Below are 18,041 nucleotides of genomic sequence, written 5' to 3'. Positions count from 1 at the left end.
TTTCCTCTTGGCATTAGAAACCAGACTCCCATCGTTCCTCGTACCGTGCCTGGCGAATACCGTCCGCCAAGTCACGACGGTCATATCCACGGGCATTGACATTGATTTGACGCTCCGCAGCGCGACTCTGATTAGCAGCAGCCTGTGATTGCGCAGCAACAGCAACATCCCTGATCCGGGTTGATTGCAGCTCGCGACGTTGCTTTTCAGCACCCTCGCCAACAAAGAACTGCGCAGCAGACGATGCCGCAGTGTCAACCACCTTCGTGGAAATCTCGCCTGCGGCCTTAGCCAGCCGGTCAACTGCGACGCCACCAAAGTCCATCGCAGTTTCCGCCAACGGCATCAACGCCCCCAACTCCGGAACGCCCGCCATAGCCACCATCCCGGCGCTACCAGCAGCATCAACACCCATAGATGCCAACCTGGCCCCGTTCTGCACGACCGCCTGCGACATCATGTGTGCAACATCTGCGCCCGAGTTGATCAACTCCAGCACCGCTTCGTTCTGCCGAGCAGACTCTGCGTTAACAACAAACTCGTCCTCGGCCAGCCACGCCAAAATGTCATCATCAGGCCCTCGACCACCGAACCGGTTTCGGCTAACCGAACCGCCCAGCTGATAACCAGCCGTCGTTGGCCATGGCAAACGGTCATACCGCGAATTCACATAGTTCAGCGCAGCGACTCCGTTAGACAACACGTCATGTACATCGTTGACCAGGTTCGGGTCCCTAAACGCCTCGTAGGTACCAGGCTTAACCTGCCACACGCCCTCAGGATTCCCCTCCGACGAACCAGGCCCCACTGCCTCTGGATTACCACCAGATTCAATGTCGCCCTGCTCGGTCATCGGGCCCTGCCACGACGACGGATTTCCCGTAATCTCCAACGCTCGAACAATCAGCTCAGCCCACTGCTCAGTTCCCCGCGTCGGGTCGTACACTGCGGAACCCGCGGGCTGCAGCTCCTCCGCTTCCGCGCGACTAATACCCGACTGCGACCGAGATGGCTCAACCGCCGTGGAGTCCTCAATAACAAGTCCCCCAGAAGCGTCAACACCTTGGTCTTGGAGTAATGCCTGCTGCCCCGCCAATAGCCCAATCTGTATCACTGGGCCAAACTCATCATCGTGCCCAAGTACCGAGGTGATGTCCTGGACAGCACCCGAGGCCGCAACCTTGGCCACATTGCCGGCCAGCTCAGAATAGGAGCTCGGCATGTTCTCCAGCTCACCCTGCAACTGCGTCAGCTTCAAAGTGAAATAGCCACCGTTTTTACGGGCTGCGTCGACCGCCTTTACAAGCGATGATTCTTTGCCCGCTCGGTAGTGATCTCCGAAACGTCCGGTCCACACACCGGCCTCGATCATTGCCCGCAAACCCGTGGGGTCATTGTGTTCATTGAATGCGCGAGCCAGATCAAAATCTGGTTCACGCTCCCCGCCGTATGCCCACAGTAGGAACTCGACAAGCCCATCAGCCTCAGGGGCATTGTGGGATAACCCGAACCGCTCCGTCCACGCTCCGCCCTTTGTCAGCTCACGTAGACCATCGGGATCGTTTGTCGCGTTCAGCAGTCCTGTCACAACAGGGTCAGGTGGAATATTGGTGTTCGACCGAGCCAACCGTGGTCGAGACTCCGCGGCCATGTCATCTAGACGTTCGCGTTCCCGTTCCGCCTCCGACTTTGTATCTGCCTTGGCCGAAGAGCTACTAGAACGGGAACTCTTCGATCCAGTTCCAGTACCGCCCTTGATCAGATCATCAGGCAGATAAAACAGCGTGGCGCCAGATAAGTCGAATGGGCTCGTCGCACCGGCACCGATCTGTACACCATTGTTTCCGGATTCAATGTTCGTTCCGTCTAGCTGCGCCACCATATGCGTCGTATTCGACCCAACAATGAACACGCCATCCGTTCCAGGAACAAGATCAGGCCAGGACCCGCCCAGGAGCGTTTCGGTTGTGCCAAGTCGCTGTTCACGCGGGGTGAGGTCTTGCAGCGACGCCTGCCACAGGCTGACCTCTCCGGAACAGTCCGCACCGTCAAGTTGCTCGCCACCCCACACATATGGTGTACCGGTACGCCCACCGAGTTCATCGAACGCCCGGTCCACCCCGGACTGCCGATCGTCCTCTTCCTCGTCTTCCTTACTCTTCCCAGGATCGCGGCCGGTGGCATGTCCAGGAAGCTGCCGAAAAGCTGCAAGCGCAGCTCGAGCTGCTGGGGTGTCATTATTGATGCCCCGCAGCAGCCTGTCATACACCTCAGACGAGTCACCATTGATAACCCATTCGTCAGCATCTAGCCGGGCAATCGGCATTCCCACATGATCGAGAGCAAGGAATCCATCAGTGATCTGTGTCCCAGGACCAGTACCAGGAAGCCGGTACCCATCGTGCCTGTCACCATAGGCGTACGCCGGAATTCTGGCAGTAGCTGAAAACTCTGGGAAGCGTCCACCTGTCTGCCCTACTGGTACTGGGCCGTACTGTCGAGCGGCCTCAGCCCTAGAGAAGCCTCGGCTTTCGAAGTATTGAATATGACGTTCCAAGAACGTCACCGTGTGGGTAGAGCTTGTATTCCTATTGTTCAGCTCATCAATGCGCGCCTTAACAGTAGGGACATTGTCCCCTTGTGCGTGACCAGCACCAGTGTTAGCACTGTTCAGTGTGCTGATACGACCGTGAGTTTCACCAACATTGTCGCCCTGCGTGTGATCACCCGCAGTTTGCGTCCCATCCAGACCATTGAGCTTGGCTAAGACTTCCTCAACATTGTCGGAAATCTCCAGCTCACCGGTCAGCGGATTTTCCACCAGAAGCCCCAGCGCAACCATACGATCGCGAACCTCAGGGTCATTTGAATCAATTATCACCTGACCATCAGGCAATGTTGTGACAGCGAGCCCCAACATCTCCAGGGACTCCCGCACCTCCGGGCTGTCATTTGTAATCGCAATGTGCCCATCAGGAAGCGTCTCAATCTGAACACCCAGTTCCTGCAGCATGGTAACTATGTCCATGCCCTCTGGGAAAGTGACCGTAACCTCACCGTTTAGTGGCTTAGATACCTCAAGACCAATATCTTCAAGCTTCTTACGCGTCTCGTCGGTAACCGCGTCAGACTGAACCTTCAAGGTCTTATTGTCTGGAATCGAAACGATACTGTCGCCCAGCAGCTTCGCAACATCAGCCGTATCCTGCATGGCCTTCTGCAACTCAAGACCAAGATTCTTCTTAATAGCTTCGCGCTGCGCCTCAAGGTCCTTTGCAGAACCCGACACACCATCACGAAGTTCTCGCGCAGACTTCGTCGTCTCGTCAATTTCCTTACGAGTACCAACCCAGTCTGCACGTGCAGACGGACCAAACGCCTTATCCGGAATGCTATCCAGCGCCTTATTCACACGCTTCGCGGCGTCAGCGTTACCATCCATTGCCTGTGCAAAGTCCTTAGACGATGCACCAGCAGCCTCCAGCTGCGAGCCGTACTCTCTCCAGAACCCCGTGTTCTCAACAGCGCGCTGGCCATTAGCATCCACAGCGGCATTGACTTCACGGATCGCGCTAGCGTTGCCTTCCATAGCCGACTGCAACGTTGACTGCGCCAAACCCATACCGCGAGCGGTATCAGTCCAGCCTTTCTCCGTGGCATTCTTCATCTGCAGCTCACGAGTCTGCTCTGTGATCGCACCAGTGGTCTGATCCAGCGACGCCCTAAGCGATTCTTGTGCAGCCTTGTGCTCTTCCTCAGCAGCCTTCGCCTCTTGGTGCTTCTGCACCAGGTGACCAATAGCCAACCCAGCACCAGTAAGCGCGGCTCCCCACGGTCCACCCAGGGCGCCAATCAGCCCACCTATACCGGACTTCGCCAGCGACAACCCACCAGCAACCGTGCCACCAAGAACACCACCGAAGTGCTGAGCTACACCCTTAGCTTGCAACAACGATCTATGGAAACCGCCAGTCTCCGTCGACGCCGCAAGAGTCAGAGTTCCCATGTCACGGAGAGGACCACCTACCTTGCGGTACGCGTCTCCCATGCGACCAATAACGGGAACCCGAGCTTCAATCGTCGCCATCGCAGAACCAATGACTCCAATAGATTGCCCAGCCTGTGCAGCCAACGACTTCTGCAGCTTCATCTGCTCACCGAAACCACGCAGCGCATTCGTACCTGCCGTCATACGCTGCGGGAACTGTGTGAAATGCGAAATCGCAAGAGCCGAAGCCACACCAATTGTGGCGCCTTCAACACCATCCAGCGCCTTAACCAGCTCACCACCAGCTGCACTCACTGCATCAATGCCGGTAACCGCTGCAGGGCCAATCTTCTCCAACGCGGATGTTGCCAGATCAGCACCAACCACAAGCTTGTCGCCCAGCGCGGTATACACCGCCAAACCAGCCTCTTCAGCAGCGTTCTGCATACGCTCCAAAGCACCAGGCAACCCCTGCGTCTGCGCAGCAGCAACCTCCGCAGCCTGCCCCTGACGCGTAACCGACTCCTTGAGCTGATCAAAACCGCCCCTACCCTGCTCGGCTGCAATACCAGCAAGACGCATCGCGTCAGAACCAAACAAAGTAGCAGTAGCAGCCTGATACGCCTCAGGCGTCATATTCTTCTGCGCCTCAGCCAACTGCCCAAACAGCGACGGCAAGCCAACGAAGTTTCCATGCATGTCATACACAGACAAGCCCAGCTCTTCGATCGCAGCCTGTGCAGGCTTACCCTGGTCCGTCAGCGCCAACAACGCAGACTTCAACAACGTGCCCGCATCAGAACCTTGAATACCCGCGTTAGCAAACATCGCCAACGCAGTCGCCGTGTCCTCAATAGACACACCAAATTGATTAGCAACCGTGCCCGACTGCTGCAGGCCTTGCGCAATACCCTCAATCTCAGCAGACGACGCATTAGCCGCACCCGCCAAAATATCCGACACCCGCGCAGCATCCTCAGCCTCAAGACTGAACGACTGCAACGCCTGCGACTGAATCGTCGCAGCAGTAGCAGCATCAACTTGCGCAGCAGCAGCCAACTGCAGAGTGCCCTTCGCAGCCTCCATCGACTGCTCAACAGTGAAACCACCCTTGGCCAACTCGGTCATCGCAGCAGCAGCGTCGGACGCAGATGTAGCCGTCAGAGACGTGTCTGAACCAAGCTCACGTGCCTTTGACGCAACCGCATCCAACTGCGTGCCCGTAGCCTGTGACACAGCAGCCATGGTGTTCATCTGAGACTCAAAGTCCACACCAACCTGGATGATCTGACGACTAATCTCAGCGCCACCGACCGCAACACCCAAGGCTGCGCCAATCTTGCCGGCAACACCCAGCGCCCCACCCAAACCGGACTCGAGCTTACTGTTGAAGCCCTGCAGATCAGGCTCTACGAGAATGTCAATCTTGCCGCCAGCCACGGGCACCTCCTACTTACCACGCATCGCAGCTAACTCCGCGATACTGATTTTCTTCTTTGGCGGAGCTTCAGCCGCAGCAAGTTGCGCAGCCACCGCCTCCGCCAGCTGCACCTGCAAATGCGCAGGGCGCGCCGCCACCGGCCGCAGGATCGGCATCGCCGGTGGTTTCACCCCGAGCCTGCGACGCCGCTCCCTCTCAGCCTTAACCTCTGGGTCATCAGGATCCGTCGTCCACCCCGAATACTCAGAGTTCAACCAGTAGTCCTCGCGATCGACCAATCGAGCTATGTTCTCGTCGGTCAAAGACCACTCACTCAATCCATCCACAAGCGCCCCCAAATCGAGGTGCCACATGGTTCGCCTCGCTTCGCGCCAGTCCAGCCCGTACTCACGGCGAAATCCGACTAGCGCACGACGGTGCGCAGCCTCATCTAAGAGACAGGCGCACCAGGTAGGAAATTTCCCTGTTCGTCACGCAGCCCCGCGATCTGCCCAATCTTGACTACCACCCGATTAATTTCTGGAATCGTCAATTCCATGACGGCATCGATGAACGCAGCCTGCGCATCATCAGCAGAATCCGACAGGGACCCCACAATGTTCTGCAGCTGCTCCTTCAGCGTCGGAGCCGACTCTCCCTCACGGTGTAGCTTCAAATACTCGTGCACCTCATCACCAGTGAAGTTCCGGCGAATTGATAGATCATTCTCGAAAACATTCACTGTGACGGCTTCCCCGCCAGCGACGCCAAGAGCAAGGTCAATAAGGTCAATGGATTCAGACATGATGAGTCTCCTAATGGATCAAGAAATGTGAAGTCTATGTGGGGGTCATGGGGTTGGGCCCGGAGCGACCCACCACGAATTCTCCGGGCCCATCAACCAGCTACGGGGTAACTGGATCCTCTACCGGCTCGTCCATGCCGACCGGCAACGCAGGCAGGATCTCTACGAATGGCTCAAGCGCCGTAATCGTGAACTCCCAACCATCAATGTTCTGGCCGTCAATCTGCGCACGCGTCGCAGGTCCCGACAAGGTAACGCGAGGCGAGAAGAACGCCGTCGTATCGTCACCATCATCGAGGCGAACGATCAAGGAGAACTCTTCGCCAATACCCTTTTCCAACTGGTAGCGGTCACCAACCTTGGTGATCTTTCCGCCCTGAGCACGAGTCAACGCGGTTGCCTTCGTGTTATCGACAGCACGGAACTTAAAGCCCTCATCAAGAGGATCGCGCATAACCTTGTACGCGCCCTGCCGGTAGTTGAATACCTTCTTCTTCGTCACCGACTGGTCGGAGGTCAGCTCAAAACCAGCCTCAATACCGCCGTACGCGTCAAAGCCTTCAGCATCCAGGGATGCCGCGAAAATATCGGCTGGCATCGTTGCGCCGGCTTCGCCACGGAACGCGTCGCCATCAAGCCACGCATATGCATTATTCGGATTTGCGTAAGTGGACATTGCCACTTCCTTTCCGCCCACTTCTGGGCATAAAAAATGCACCCACTATGTGGGTGCTAAAGAATTGATTTAGCGTCTATCTGCGGCGCAGATGCACCTGAAAACGAACGGGCGCGTAAAACAGCGGACGATCGGCACCACGCTTCGTGTCGTACAACTCGACTGGGCCATCCAGCCACGTAGCTGACCACGCATGCTTGTCGTCAAGCACAATGTTTCTTGCCCTGCCAAGCAGCTCCCCTGCCGTCGCGGCAAGGTTCCATACCGTCACACGCGGATCCTCAGTAAGCCCTGACACCTCACATGTCGGAGCCCACGGAGTTACCTGAACAACCAAACGCCGAAGCATTGGATCAGTCCCCACATGACCCGTAACAGCAACTGTCACATGCGGTTTAACCAGCGGATCCGGAGGTGCCTCACTAGTGTTGACAACACCGCCCTGCAACAGCGCCAAAAACTGCTCATGTTGAAGCAGCCACTTTCTAATTTCCCCAGATGGGTACGGCATGGGGTCACGCATCAACTACCTCCGAGGTCTCATACCGGAATACTTGCCATACGCCATCGCCGCGTTTGTCAACGCAGCATGTGCCGGAGTATCCGAGGTGCCGTATTCCTTGTGAATCGCATCAGGATCATTGTCGACAACCATCACGGTGTCTCCGTCTTCCTCAACACCAATTCCACCCCGATACGCACCAGTCACTACCGGAGCTGAACTACGGGCATCAGCCGCAATCTTCCCGGCAATATCACGACGCTTCTTCGTCGACTCCTGTCGAGTCTCCCTCCGCAGCTCCTGCTGGAACAGCGTCAGTTTCGCGAACGACATCCGGCACCTCCTCAGCCCGGCGCTGACCAGATGCAAGATAGTCCTTATGATGCTTCGAACCACGTGCCGTAAACACCAGGTTTCCAGCGTCATCAATGAATGACACTGCAATATCAGTCATTCCTTCTCCTTCGCTCTGCATACCCGCACCGCCAAATATTCTGGTGGGTGCCCAGGGATGCCACGCCACATACCATCAGTAGTTGCCTGCCAGACGTGCCCCTCTGGGGATACAAACTCATCATTGGCCGTAACCTCTGGATGAATGTCACGCAACGGACGCCACAGAACAAGGCGTTCGTCCGTCACACTGCTCTCGGTGACTTCACTGAATCCAGTCCACAGAGGAGATTGGATCAGCCCTCGCCCCTGTGTAGTCGTGACAGTGTGCCCAACAGTGTTTCCGGTCAGCGGGTCAACCGTGTCGGCTTCTCGCTTTCGCAGCACCCATCCTGGCTGGAATAGAACCGCAGCGCTCACCATGACGGCCTCGGCTTTCGATAAACCGTGAACGCAGCAGCAGGCTCTGGAGGAGTCAGAAGCATCAACTCATCCACGGTCAGATACAACAGTGAACCGCTGCCCGCCCCACCGTCAGACCACTCCATGGTGACCTCTGGGTACGACAGCTTGTCGATACCACCGCGTTGCTGAGAGGCGTGCGCTCGGCTCACCATGTCTTCGACAATGCCTGCCACTACTTGGCAGGACAGCGTTCCGTCCGAGACACGTCGCGCGGTTTCCGGGAAACGCTGGGCGATAATCGCCTCAGCACGATCAACAAGCCTCTCTAGGCTCGCCCGCTCTATCTCAGTAGTATCTGGCCACACGGAGCGGACGCTAGTCAGCCACCTCGCCATTGTGTGCCTCCCACATGTCGATCAACTGTGCGCGAGACGCATCCTCAGGATGCTCAATGCCCTGGGATGTGAGGAACTCCGCCCACACCACAGTTGAAGCCGCTCGGGACGGAACCTCGAAATCTGGGGCTTCGGGAACCCCAGCGTCCTGATCAGATTCCGTGTCCTCTGCAACTTCTTCGTCTTCGTCACTGATCACATAACCCTGCTCCAGGTAGTACCAGCGCTGCGACTCTGACGCGTTCTCACACACGCCGTCAACGAAAACATCTCGCCCGATGCGACCGCCATACTCCTTATTTGGGGCTTCAACTCGCATGATTTACGCCACCTTCACACCACGAAGAACCGCAGCAGCCTTTGTGCGCTTCAACGCCACACCAACTGGACCGAGCTCACACTCACCCTTCTTCACCGCGCCAGCAGTAGTGAAGTCCGGCAGCCACGTCTGAAGCATCGAACCCTCCGTGGTAGTCACACCATGGAAGCCATCCAGACCAAGACGAACTGCATACAGGTCAGTGGTTCCGGTCTCGGACACTGGGATGATCGGATCATTCGAGCCAGGCTTGGTACCAGCATCAATCAGCACCAGGTCGCCAACAGTTTCACGAGACACTGGAATACCATTCGGGTACGTCAGTCCATCAACCGGAGACTTGGTGTACAGATTCGCACGACGCGCAGCAGCACGAACCTTCGCCAGTACACGCGCGTTGCCAACAAGCACAGTCACGCCGTCCATAACCGACACGAACTCATCCATATCATCGAGGACGGTCAAAGACTGCTCCGCCGACGTAAATGTCGACCAGTCCTTAGCCTCAGTGATTTCCGTAGTAGAGCCGATGAGCGCCTTAGACAGTCCATCAAAACCATTAGCATCCACGGCAGTGTCACCATTGATGACCGAATCCATGAACTTAGCCGTGGTCGACTTCACCAACTGAGACAACTGGAATGCGATCTCGCCAGACGCTGCAGGACCCAGCTTCGCAATCACACGGTCAATCTCAAACGCACCACCAAGAGGCGCCAACGTCGTAGAAATCTTCTCCGTAGTAGCAGCTTCAGTACCGTACTCGGTATTGAGCTCACGGAACGCTGCACCACGCTCAGTCTTCACACGACGGTAACCATAATCCAACGTGGCACCACCACCAGCCGGAGATACGGCGCGGTCAAACTGCATCATGTCCAGCAGCGTCGAGTTCTTACGGAACTCATCAATGATCGCTGGATCGTAATCTTCCATAGTGTTGAGCTTTGCCTGCTCAAGAGTAATAGGAGCCATGATTGGCTACCCCTTTCTATTGATATTTGGCCGCGATGGCGGCTTCCAAAGTTGCCGGCTTACTCGTGCCATTGCCACGACCAGCCGACGGGTCAGACGGGCCGTTATACGGGCCCAATGCCTTAGCCAAAGCCTCAGCATCAGCGCGCATCTCCTCAGGTGTCCCACCCGTGATGCGTCCAGCCATCGCGGCTGGGATGTTGAACTCGGACGCAAGTTCGTCACGAGTCCGCGCCAAATCACGCTTGCTCAACTCGGCAAGCATCTTCTCCTTCTCAGCGCGTTCTTTCTCCAGGTCAGCCTGCAGTTTCTCCAGCTCAGTCATTTCCGAACGCTTACGTTCTTCCTCAGCCTTTTCAAACTCGGCGATTTTCGCCTCAAGCTCTTGCCGCTTGTCACGCTCTCGAGCCAAATCAGCAAGCACCGCTTGCTTCGACCCACGACCATCCGGATTTTCACCATCAGTGGCTTCCTTCTCAGAACTACCCTCGGCCGGATTCTGCTCACCCGCCGGTGGAGTCTCCTCACCATCCGAGGATCCCTCAGGTGCCGACCCTGCTGCACCCGAAGCACCATCGTTAGTTCCTTCTAACGCACGAACCCATACTGGGCGATTCTTGAACATAGAAACTCCTCCATCTCGGAAAAAGAAAAGCACCCCGAAGGGTGCTACTTAGCTAACGCAGACTTCACGTCCGCAAGATTCAAACCAGGCGAAACATCACGCAGATACCCATGCCTGTACAACAACGCAATACGGCCATCCGGGTTACCTCCCGTCCACCGCATAATCTGTGGCACTGACAACCGATCAAACTGCGGAGTACCAATAGGCACATCGTCCTGCGCCAAGTAATAACGAATCGCCCCACCACGCCGAGTAGACCCCGACGTCGTCAAACGATCCCCAACAGCACTCATCCCCTGATTAGCGTTGACAACCTGCGAAACGTCCGCGCCATCACGAATCGCTTCCGCCCCAGCCTTGGTAAACAATCGATCCTGATCAGCACGCGACATCGACTCAAAAGCAGCCTTGGGGTCAAACGCTGGCCCCTCAAACTTGTCTGAGCTGCCCTCCCGGACAGGCACCTGCGAGCAATCACATCCAGGATGACGTTTGAAAGGCTTCGCCCAATAACCCCGCTTACCAGCAAGCACCGCACACCGAGAACACGACGGCGGTCGCAACATCCGCACATACAGAGTGCGAGGGCGAGCCAACCCAGCCACCATCTTCGCCATCCGAGACGAATCCGATAGCGCCGTCTGCACAATCGTGGCAAGCAGCTTCCCTCCTGCTTGCCACGCCTGCAAAGGATCAGAACCCGTCGCTAATCGCTCACGAACTCGGTTCGCCACAGCCTTCGGAATCAAATCCAGAGGATCCCCCTCTGGCATCTGCCCCGCAAACATCTCTGGATCAATCAATCCCAGTGGCTCTGTGTGATAACCCTGCGCCGTCAACGCCAAATCAAACGTCTCATCAACAAGAGCCGCATTATCGACCTGTGCTCGAGTCACAACCCGAATCACCTCTCGACTTCGCGTCCGCTCCCAATAATCAATGTCCATCGGATAATGACGAGGCATCACCTCTGTACGTAGCTCCGTCAATGCACGACGAATAACCTGCCCACGGGCCATAGCCTCTTCACGAACCCCAGGAGGCAAATGCCGAAACGAATACGTCACACCCATCAGCCATCACCAACCGGTATCCGCTCCAACTTCTCATCCACCGGCGTGTACAAACCATGCTGCTCCTGCTCCAACCAGGACGTTTCCTTGTCGATACGCGCCTGCGAATACCCCATTTGGTTCATCGCACCACGCACCGACAACGTCGGGGCCCCACCGGTCTGCTTCTGAATAGCGTCCGCCATCTCAGACATCGTAGGCGTCGCAGGATTGCGGAACTCAACCTGAATCGGCGACCCCTCCGGCCACACACCCGTACGAATACGCTCCGAAATCCCCAACACCCACGACCAAAACACGCCAGCAACAGAATTCACGCGCTCAACGGTCTTCACCAAGCGCGCCTCATCCGCTTTAATGCCACCCTCGGAAGCCGGGTTCACCGTCGAATGCCCCAACATCCGCAAAGGCAGTCCAGTCAACGCAGCAACCTGCTTTGTAATCAACTCCATCAAGTCGATAAAACCCGACAGCTCACCAGCTGGAAGCTGCTTAATATCCACCCCATCCCCAGATGAACGCGAAATAGCCCAAATCGCGCCGAGATACGTCTCCCAAGGATCCAGCTCCTCCCCAGTATCCGGGTCAATGAAATCCTTCTGCGACACACCAATCGCGACCTTCTGCGGGGTTGCAATAGTCTCCATCGCAAGCTGCATATTCAAAACCACACGAGCTGCCATCGCTACCCAAGGTTTCACATCATCCATCTGCGACTCGCCATCGAAACGACCAGATTCCCGGCGATTCCATTGACACACAATCGGAACCCGCCCCAAACCATGACGATCACGCTGAGAAACTCGATACACTCCAGTGTCCTGAGAAATATGCACCGTCTCATCCGGCAAATACAACGTCATGAACTGACGCAGCCCAGTGTCATCGGTATACACACGCAACGCACCGGTCATAGCCCGCGTCACCGGATTAACCTCCACAGAAATATCCTGCGGATTCTCCACCCGAATAACCGGCCGCGTCTGCCCCGTAGCTCGATCAGGCCACGACACTGACGCCACACACCGCCCGTACTTCAGCAGATCCGTCTGCGCCAAGTGATGCTCAAGCTCCAGACTGTTAGCTTCCCAATCCGCACGCAGTTCCTCATCTTCTTCAGCATCACCACTACGCAGCAACAATCGAACATCCATCCGCTGCTCAAGCGTTTCAACATACATTCGACACCAGTTCATCGGGAACGCAAAAGGCTCCATCTCCGGCGGTATCGCAATACCAAGCTGAGCAATATTCTGCAGCCCCTTGAAGTACTTCTTATTCTCCTCATCCTGCTTCCGCTGCTGCATCCACTTCACATGAAGTCTGGAAAGCAACGCTTGCTCATCCTTCGACAAACCAATACCAGTGTCGTGACCTGGAATCGCTACCGTCATCATCGCCTCCTTCGGCCAAACACCAGCACACGAGCCGCCGACCGCGGCTCCCAACCAGCAGCCATCGCATTCACCCACGCCTCATGCGCAAGCACCATCGCCATAGCAATATCGATCTTTTGATTCTCCGTCGCCTTACCGAGAATGTATTTCTGACCAGGCCGAGAGACCTTCCTGGCATTAGCAGCAGCAATACCCAGCGCCTTACCGCCGTCCTGCCCCGCACGACCCGTAGCAATATTCGTCTCGAAAGTCTTCAGCGCCTCATACATCTGATTGATGCGGTTCGTCGCCCACTCAAACACATGCTCATCGCCATGCCGGACAGCCCAGTCACCGATCTCAGAACGCCAATCCTGCGGATCGCAGTACATACGAACCACCTGGTAACGCTCAAACAACTCATCAACAGCAGCATCAACCTCATCACGAGGTATACGCCCACCATGCTCATCCGGATTCCAATACGTCGGCTCCTCATCAGGACCAAACGTCGGAACAAACACCGTGCCATCCATCGTGATAGCCGTAATTGCGGTCCAGTCATTGTTCTCAGAACCGTCGAAGCCGAGGCAAATAGCTGCCCCATCCTCCGGAACGTCCTCCCTGACGGCACCATCCCACGTCTCCGGAGGGATCCACGCGCCACGGCCATACACAATACGGTTACCGAAAAACCGCTCAGCCTCAGCCGGGTCAGTCTCCAACAACTCCGCAGCCTCAGACTCGATATTCTCCAAGTCAACCCACCACGAATCTCCGTACACATGACGGTGAATCCTCGCCCGCTCACGCTTATTCCGGTACGACAAGTTCGCCGGCGCCTGACGAAAATCGCGGTAAATATCCAGCGCCTTCGACTCAAACGTCTGCTGAGCCACACTGTTTTCGGCAGGGTCCCACGCATTCGTCGTCTCCACAGAACGACCACCCATACCGGCAAGACCGCGGCGCTGCGTCGTCGCCAACAACACACCGCCGTTAGACTGCGTCCACATCTGCGTCTCATCCTGCACAACGAACGTCACACGCTGCCCCAGTCGGGACCGTGCTTTAGACGTCACCGGGTCAATACGGCCACCACCAGGAAGATTGATACGAGTATCACCAGTATCCGGAATCAACTCCGACAACGGGCCCTCTTCAATCATCGGCTGCAACGCCGCATACACATTCGCCGTCTGATCTTCCGACGATGCCGTCACCTGAATCAACGGAGTCGGCCATGGTCTACCAACAGGCTCACCAGAAGCATCCCAACCAGCGAACACAACAGGCCCCACAGACTCCGCGCAAATCATCGCAGCAGTCAACGGGCCCTTGCCCCACTTCTGAGGACGCACCAGCTGCGAACGACGATAATTCCACGCCCGACGCGGCCTATCCTCCGTGGCCTCCGGCTTCAACCGGTAGTGATGCACTAAGAACTCAACCATCTCATCAGTCAGAATGTATGGCTCGCCCTTATGGTCACCATCAGGAATCACACAATTGGCTTCAATCCAATCCGCAACCGACCATCCAAGCGACGGGAATTCGCCTTCATACTCGGGGCCACGCCATGGCATCACCCATCACGCTCCCTTCGCACTGCTAAGCCTCGTCGGCTACTACCTTCAACCGAGCACGTCGATTCGCCGGGTTCGAAGCACGCTTGTGCTGCCGTTGTTCTTCTACCTCGTCCAACCTCACGCGCCAACGCAAAGTCTGCATTCCCTTCGGAGACAGCCCCAGCGCATCCTCGCTCTGGCGAATCTCTGAAAACACCGCGGACTTAACTTCCTTTTTCTCCGCCATCGCGTCTTCCATGTCGACGCGAAGCAACAAATACCGTGCCACTGCAAGTTCGGAGTGCATCTTCTCCCACATCACCGCCTGTGGCAGCCTCCATAGTGCAGCCCACCCTCGCGGCGCCCTACCAGCAAGTGGCCACGCAGGTGCTCGCCCTTTTCGCCCCTCCGATGGCAACTCGGCAAGGACATACGGCAAAGCGCCCTTCGTACGACGGGTTCCGTCATTCTTTGGCGGTGGTCCAGGCACGCCACATCACCCCGATTTCTGAAAGTTCGTAACCCCTAGACACCTTTTTTCACCTCACGCGCGGTGCAGGCGCGTTGGCGCGTCGGTCTATCCCCCTGGGGTCTATCTAAATTTATTTCTTGTTTCCGCTCCGTGGCGACTGTTGCACGACCTACACAGCACGCTCAATTCTCCCTGACCATCGAGATTGTCTGCCACTGGGTAGATGTGCTCTGCGGTCAGGTCCGTCGCCGGGTGTGGGGGTCGTTTATAGCCGGGGCAGATGTTGCCCTGTGATACTCGCCATTGGGCGACAGCTCGTCGCCTGCGGTTGTATTCCGTCCAGTCGCGTGTGCGCTTAGTTGGTGTGGTTCGCCGTTGGGTGGCGTCACGTTCCGCAGCGTGTTTCCTGCACAGCCCGCTGCCTAATGTTGCGGTGTGTCCGCATGATGGGTGGGAGCAGATGCGCTTGGCTCGCGCCATCGTCACCTGCTCCCTGCTTGGCCTACTTTTTATGTAGGTTCTTTGCTAAGTCTCGGATGCCTTTGCTGTTGGTCTCGAGTCCCGCCTTCTTGAAGTGCTTCTCAAGGTTGCGTTCCGTTTCGCGTTGCGTCTTACCAACTGGCACGTCGCCTCCGAGCTTCTTGATGAAGTTCTTATCTACCGTTGCCATGTCTCACCTCCTTCGTCTCGGCTTGGAGACTATCGGAGGTTGTGGATCACCCGGCCTGCGTCTAGCACAGTTGTTCTATGAACTAACGCTGGACGGGTTTTGAATCTGTTGGTGCGAGCGCATAACAAAACCCCCAGCACCAGATAGTGGTGTGGGGGTTTACTTATCGCCTGCGTCTAGCTTACTACATGACCAGGTTCACGTGTCAAGCGTTTACGCCTTGCCTTGTCGTGTCTTCTCTATGTCTGACCTGCGGTAGTACCAGCGGTTACCGATACGGAAACCCGGGATGTCACCGCGCTTACGCCAGGTCTTGATTGTCTCCACCGGAACCCCCGTCGCCACACTCATCTGTATCGCGCTGCCAGCTGGTGGGTGCTTGATCGGCGGGTCTAGCGCATCCTCCAGGTATCGGGCGTACTGCACTGTCTGCGAGAACAAAGTGTCCGTGCCCGTTGACTCTCGGTCACCGAGTTGAATTGCCCACCAGGTTGGTGAGTCCACCCACATGGTGGAGGATATGTGTTCAACCTGGTGGGATAGCCAACCAGCGTGCCCGGCTAGTCCCGGCACTGGTCTGCCATGCAACCCCATCGTGTCTGCCGTGACTTGGCGTGCTGTGCGCTGCAGTAGGTCGAGGGCGTCGATCTCTGCGCTGACCCACGCCAGGTTGCATGGTGGCTTGGGCCCTGGGTGCGCGGGTGGCCGGTAGGCATCACTGGGTGCTCCACCAACGGGGATCTTCAGGTTCTCTATCCGCGGGGCAAGCCTGCGCAGCGTGTCGTAGGCGCGGGCAAGCCGGGCGGTGTCATCAGGCGACAGCATGGGCGGTTTCCTTTCCAAGCTCTGTGGCTACTGCGTGGACGAGTGCATCCTGGGTTGTTGCTTTACGGCCGAGCGCTGCACCGATTTGGGTGTCGATGGTGCCGTCAGTCACCAGGTGAATGATCGATACAGGCTCGGTCTGGCCCTGGCGGTGGAGCCGGGCGTTGGTCTGCTCGTACAACTCGAGAGACCACGGGGTGGTGACCCACACGAGAATGTGGCCACCGGCCTGGAGGTTCAAGCCGTGCCCAGCACTAGCTGGGTGCAGTAGGCCGATCGGTACCCGTCCTTTGTTCCAGTCGGTGAAATCTCGGCTGGTGGTGAGCAATCTGGCTTGGGGAAAGCGGTGGAGGATGCGGGCTTCCTCGTGTTGGAACCAGTAGGCCAACAGCACTGGCTGCCCGTTGGCGGCGTCCACAATGTCGTCGAGCGCATCGAGCTTCCTGTCATGCACTACGGTGACGTCACGCTCCTCCCCGGTGTAGATCGCACCGGAGGCGAGCTGTTGGAGTTTGCCGGACAGTCCGGCTGCGTTGGCCGCGTCGATCGTCTCATCACCGAGGGTGATGACCATGTCTCTCTTGAACCGGTCGTAGAGCTTCTTCTCCGCTGGGTTCATGTGGACTGGGCGATTCGTGTAGGTCACGGGTGGTAGGTCGAGGTAGTCGGTGGTGCGCATGGACACGGTGATGCCGCTGATGGCGTTGTAGATTTGTTGCTCTGCCCCGTCCTTTGGTTTGTAGGAGAAGATCTGCATACCGTTGCGTTTGTCCGGGTCGAAGTAGGTGTTGCGGTAGTGAGTGATGAATCTGCCGAGGCGCTGCCCACCATCGAGTAAGGCGAACTGTGCCCATAGGTCGAGGAGGCTATTGGGCGCTGGGGTTCCCGTGAGCCCGATGATGCGGTTGATGCGGGGCCTACATTTGCGCAGTGCCTTGAACCTCTTGGCCTGGTGATTTTTGAAGCTGGATAGCTCGTCGATGATGACCATGTCGAAAGGCCAATTGGCGGGGCCAATGTGGTCGACAAGCCACGGTATGTTCTCCCGGTTAGTGATGTACACGTCGGCATCCGCAGCGAGTGCTGCTTCCCTGGTGGGTTTGTCGCCTACTACGACCGAGTAGCGGAGCCGCCTTAGGTGTTCCCACTTCTGGATTTCTTGTGGCCACGTGTCGCGGGCTACTCGCAAGGGGGCGATGATGAGCGCCCGGTGAACGGTGAAGTGGTCGTAGATCAGGTTGTTGATAGCCGTGAGGGTGATGATGGTCTTGCCAAGGCCCATTCCCAAAAGTATTGCTGCTTCAGGGTGCGTCTCAATGTAGTTGGTCGTGAATTCCTGGTACGGGTGTGGCGAGTATTTCACTGAGTGCTCCTGGTATTTGGTTGGGGTTGTCGATGACAAAGACGGGGAAGCCGAGTTGTCGGAGTTGGTTGATCCGGTGGGTTTGGATGGGGCGTGGTTTTTTGCCGGGTGCTTTTATTTCGGCGAAGGCGGCTCGTCCTCCGGGGGCGAGGATGAGTCGGTCTGGCACTCCGACGAGTCCTGGGCTG

At 57.0% G+C, this 18,041-nt stretch carries 19 protein-coding genes; all 19 read right to left on the bottom strand.

Features of this window, described 5'->3' with window-relative positions; translation table 11 throughout:
* Positions 1-13: 13 nt before the first annotated feature.
* On the bottom strand, positions 14-5,428 hold the full coding sequence (locus WG938_RS06930) for a phage tail tape measure protein (protein WP_339979054.1): 5,415 nt from the start codon (positions 5,426-5,428) through the stop codon (positions 14-16).
* 9 nt (positions 5,429-5,437) lie between these two features.
* Complete coding sequence (locus tag WG938_RS06925) at positions 5,438-5,782, bottom strand: hypothetical protein (protein ID WP_339979051.1); 345 nt, start codon at positions 5,780-5,782, stop codon at positions 5,438-5,440.
* 77 nt (positions 5,783-5,859) lie between these two features.
* Positions 5,860-6,213 carry a hypothetical protein gene (locus WG938_RS06920; RefSeq protein WP_339979049.1) on the bottom strand — a complete coding sequence of 118 codons (354 nt, stop codon included), beginning with the start codon at positions 6,211-6,213 and terminating at the stop codon, positions 5,860-5,862.
* Positions 6,214-6,313: 100 nt separating this feature from the next.
* Positions 6,314-6,889, bottom strand: a complete 576-nt coding sequence (locus WG938_RS06915; RefSeq protein ID WP_339979046.1) for a hypothetical protein — start codon at positions 6,887-6,889, stop codon at positions 6,314-6,316.
* Positions 6,890-6,965: 76 nt separating this feature from the next.
* A complete protein-coding gene (locus tag WG938_RS06910) occupies positions 6,966-7,412 on the bottom strand; it encodes a hypothetical protein (RefSeq protein WP_339979044.1) in 447 nt (148 codons plus the stop codon).
* Between the two features lie 3 nt (positions 7,413-7,415).
* Entirely contained in the window at positions 7,416-7,724 is a 309-nt protein-coding gene (locus tag WG938_RS06905; RefSeq protein WP_339979042.1) for a hypothetical protein, read from the bottom strand.
* A complete protein-coding gene (locus tag WG938_RS06900; protein WP_339979040.1) occupies positions 7,645-7,845 on the bottom strand; it encodes a hypothetical protein in 201 nt (66 codons plus the stop codon). The genes WG938_RS06905 and WG938_RS06900 overlap by 80 nt, the downstream gene beginning before the upstream one ends.
* Positions 7,842-8,207 (bottom strand): hypothetical protein, encoded by a 366-nt coding sequence (locus tag WG938_RS06895; protein WP_339979038.1) that lies wholly within the window; start codon positions 8,205-8,207, stop codon positions 7,842-7,844. Before WG938_RS06895 ends, WG938_RS06900 begins: the two co-directional genes overlap by 4 nt.
* Positions 8,201-8,554 carry a hypothetical protein gene (locus WG938_RS06890; protein WP_339979036.1) on the bottom strand — a complete coding sequence of 118 codons (354 nt, stop codon included), beginning with the start codon at positions 8,552-8,554 and terminating at the stop codon, positions 8,201-8,203. The genes WG938_RS06895 and WG938_RS06890 overlap by 7 nt, the downstream gene beginning before the upstream one ends.
* A gap of 10 nt (positions 8,555-8,564) precedes the next feature.
* Positions 8,565-8,903, bottom strand: a complete 339-nt coding sequence (locus tag WG938_RS06885; RefSeq protein ID WP_339979034.1) for a hypothetical protein — start codon at positions 8,901-8,903, stop codon at positions 8,565-8,567.
* A gap of 3 nt (positions 8,904-8,906) precedes the next feature.
* A complete protein-coding gene (locus tag WG938_RS06880) occupies positions 8,907-9,878 on the bottom strand; it encodes a major capsid protein (RefSeq protein WP_339979032.1) in 972 nt (323 codons plus the stop codon).
* A gap of 16 nt (positions 9,879-9,894) precedes the next feature.
* Positions 9,895-10,503 carry a capsid assembly scaffolding protein Gp46 family protein gene (locus tag WG938_RS06875; RefSeq protein WP_339979030.1) on the bottom strand — a complete coding sequence of 203 codons (609 nt, stop codon included), beginning with the start codon at positions 10,501-10,503 and terminating at the stop codon, positions 9,895-9,897.
* Positions 10,504-10,547: 44 nt separating this feature from the next.
* Positions 10,548-11,579: a hypothetical protein gene (locus WG938_RS06870; RefSeq protein ID WP_339979028.1), complete on the bottom strand. Its 1,032-nt coding sequence runs from the start codon at positions 11,577-11,579 to the stop codon at positions 10,548-10,550.
* The gene (locus tag WG938_RS06865) at positions 11,579-12,973 is read right to left on the bottom strand and encodes a phage portal protein (protein WP_339979026.1); all 1,395 of its coding nucleotides are present in this window, start codon (positions 12,971-12,973) and stop codon (positions 11,579-11,581) included. Before WG938_RS06865 ends, WG938_RS06870 begins: the two co-directional genes overlap by 1 nt.
* Positions 12,973-14,541 (bottom strand): hypothetical protein, encoded by a 1,569-nt coding sequence (locus tag WG938_RS06860; protein ID WP_339979024.1) that lies wholly within the window; start codon positions 14,539-14,541, stop codon positions 12,973-12,975. Before WG938_RS06860 ends, WG938_RS06865 begins: the two co-directional genes overlap by 1 nt.
* Positions 14,542-14,566: 25 nt before the next feature.
* The gene (locus WG938_RS06855) at positions 14,567-15,013 is read right to left on the bottom strand and encodes a phage terminase small subunit (protein WP_339979022.1); all 447 of its coding nucleotides are present in this window, start codon (positions 15,011-15,013) and stop codon (positions 14,567-14,569) included.
* Positions 15,014-15,497: 484 nt separating this feature from the next.
* On the bottom strand, positions 15,498-15,665 hold the full coding sequence (locus tag WG938_RS06850; RefSeq protein ID WP_339979020.1) for a hypothetical protein: 168 nt from the start codon (positions 15,663-15,665) through the stop codon (positions 15,498-15,500).
* Between the two features lie 213 nt (positions 15,666-15,878).
* On the bottom strand, positions 15,879-16,490 hold the full coding sequence (locus WG938_RS06845) for a helix-turn-helix domain-containing protein (protein WP_339979018.1): 612 nt from the start codon (positions 16,488-16,490) through the stop codon (positions 15,879-15,881).
* A complete protein-coding gene (locus WG938_RS06840; protein ID WP_339979016.1) occupies positions 16,477-17,853 on the bottom strand; it encodes a DEAD/DEAH box helicase in 1,377 nt (458 codons plus the stop codon). The genes WG938_RS06845 and WG938_RS06840 overlap by 14 nt, the downstream gene beginning before the upstream one ends.
* Positions 17,854-18,041: the final 188 nt, after the last annotated feature.

The organism is Corynebacterium sp. H113 (genome assembly GCF_037572315.1).
Taxonomy (GTDB): Bacteria; Actinomycetota; Actinomycetes; order Mycobacteriales; family Mycobacteriaceae; genus Corynebacterium.
This window is presented reverse-complemented; position numbering and strand designations above follow the sequence as displayed.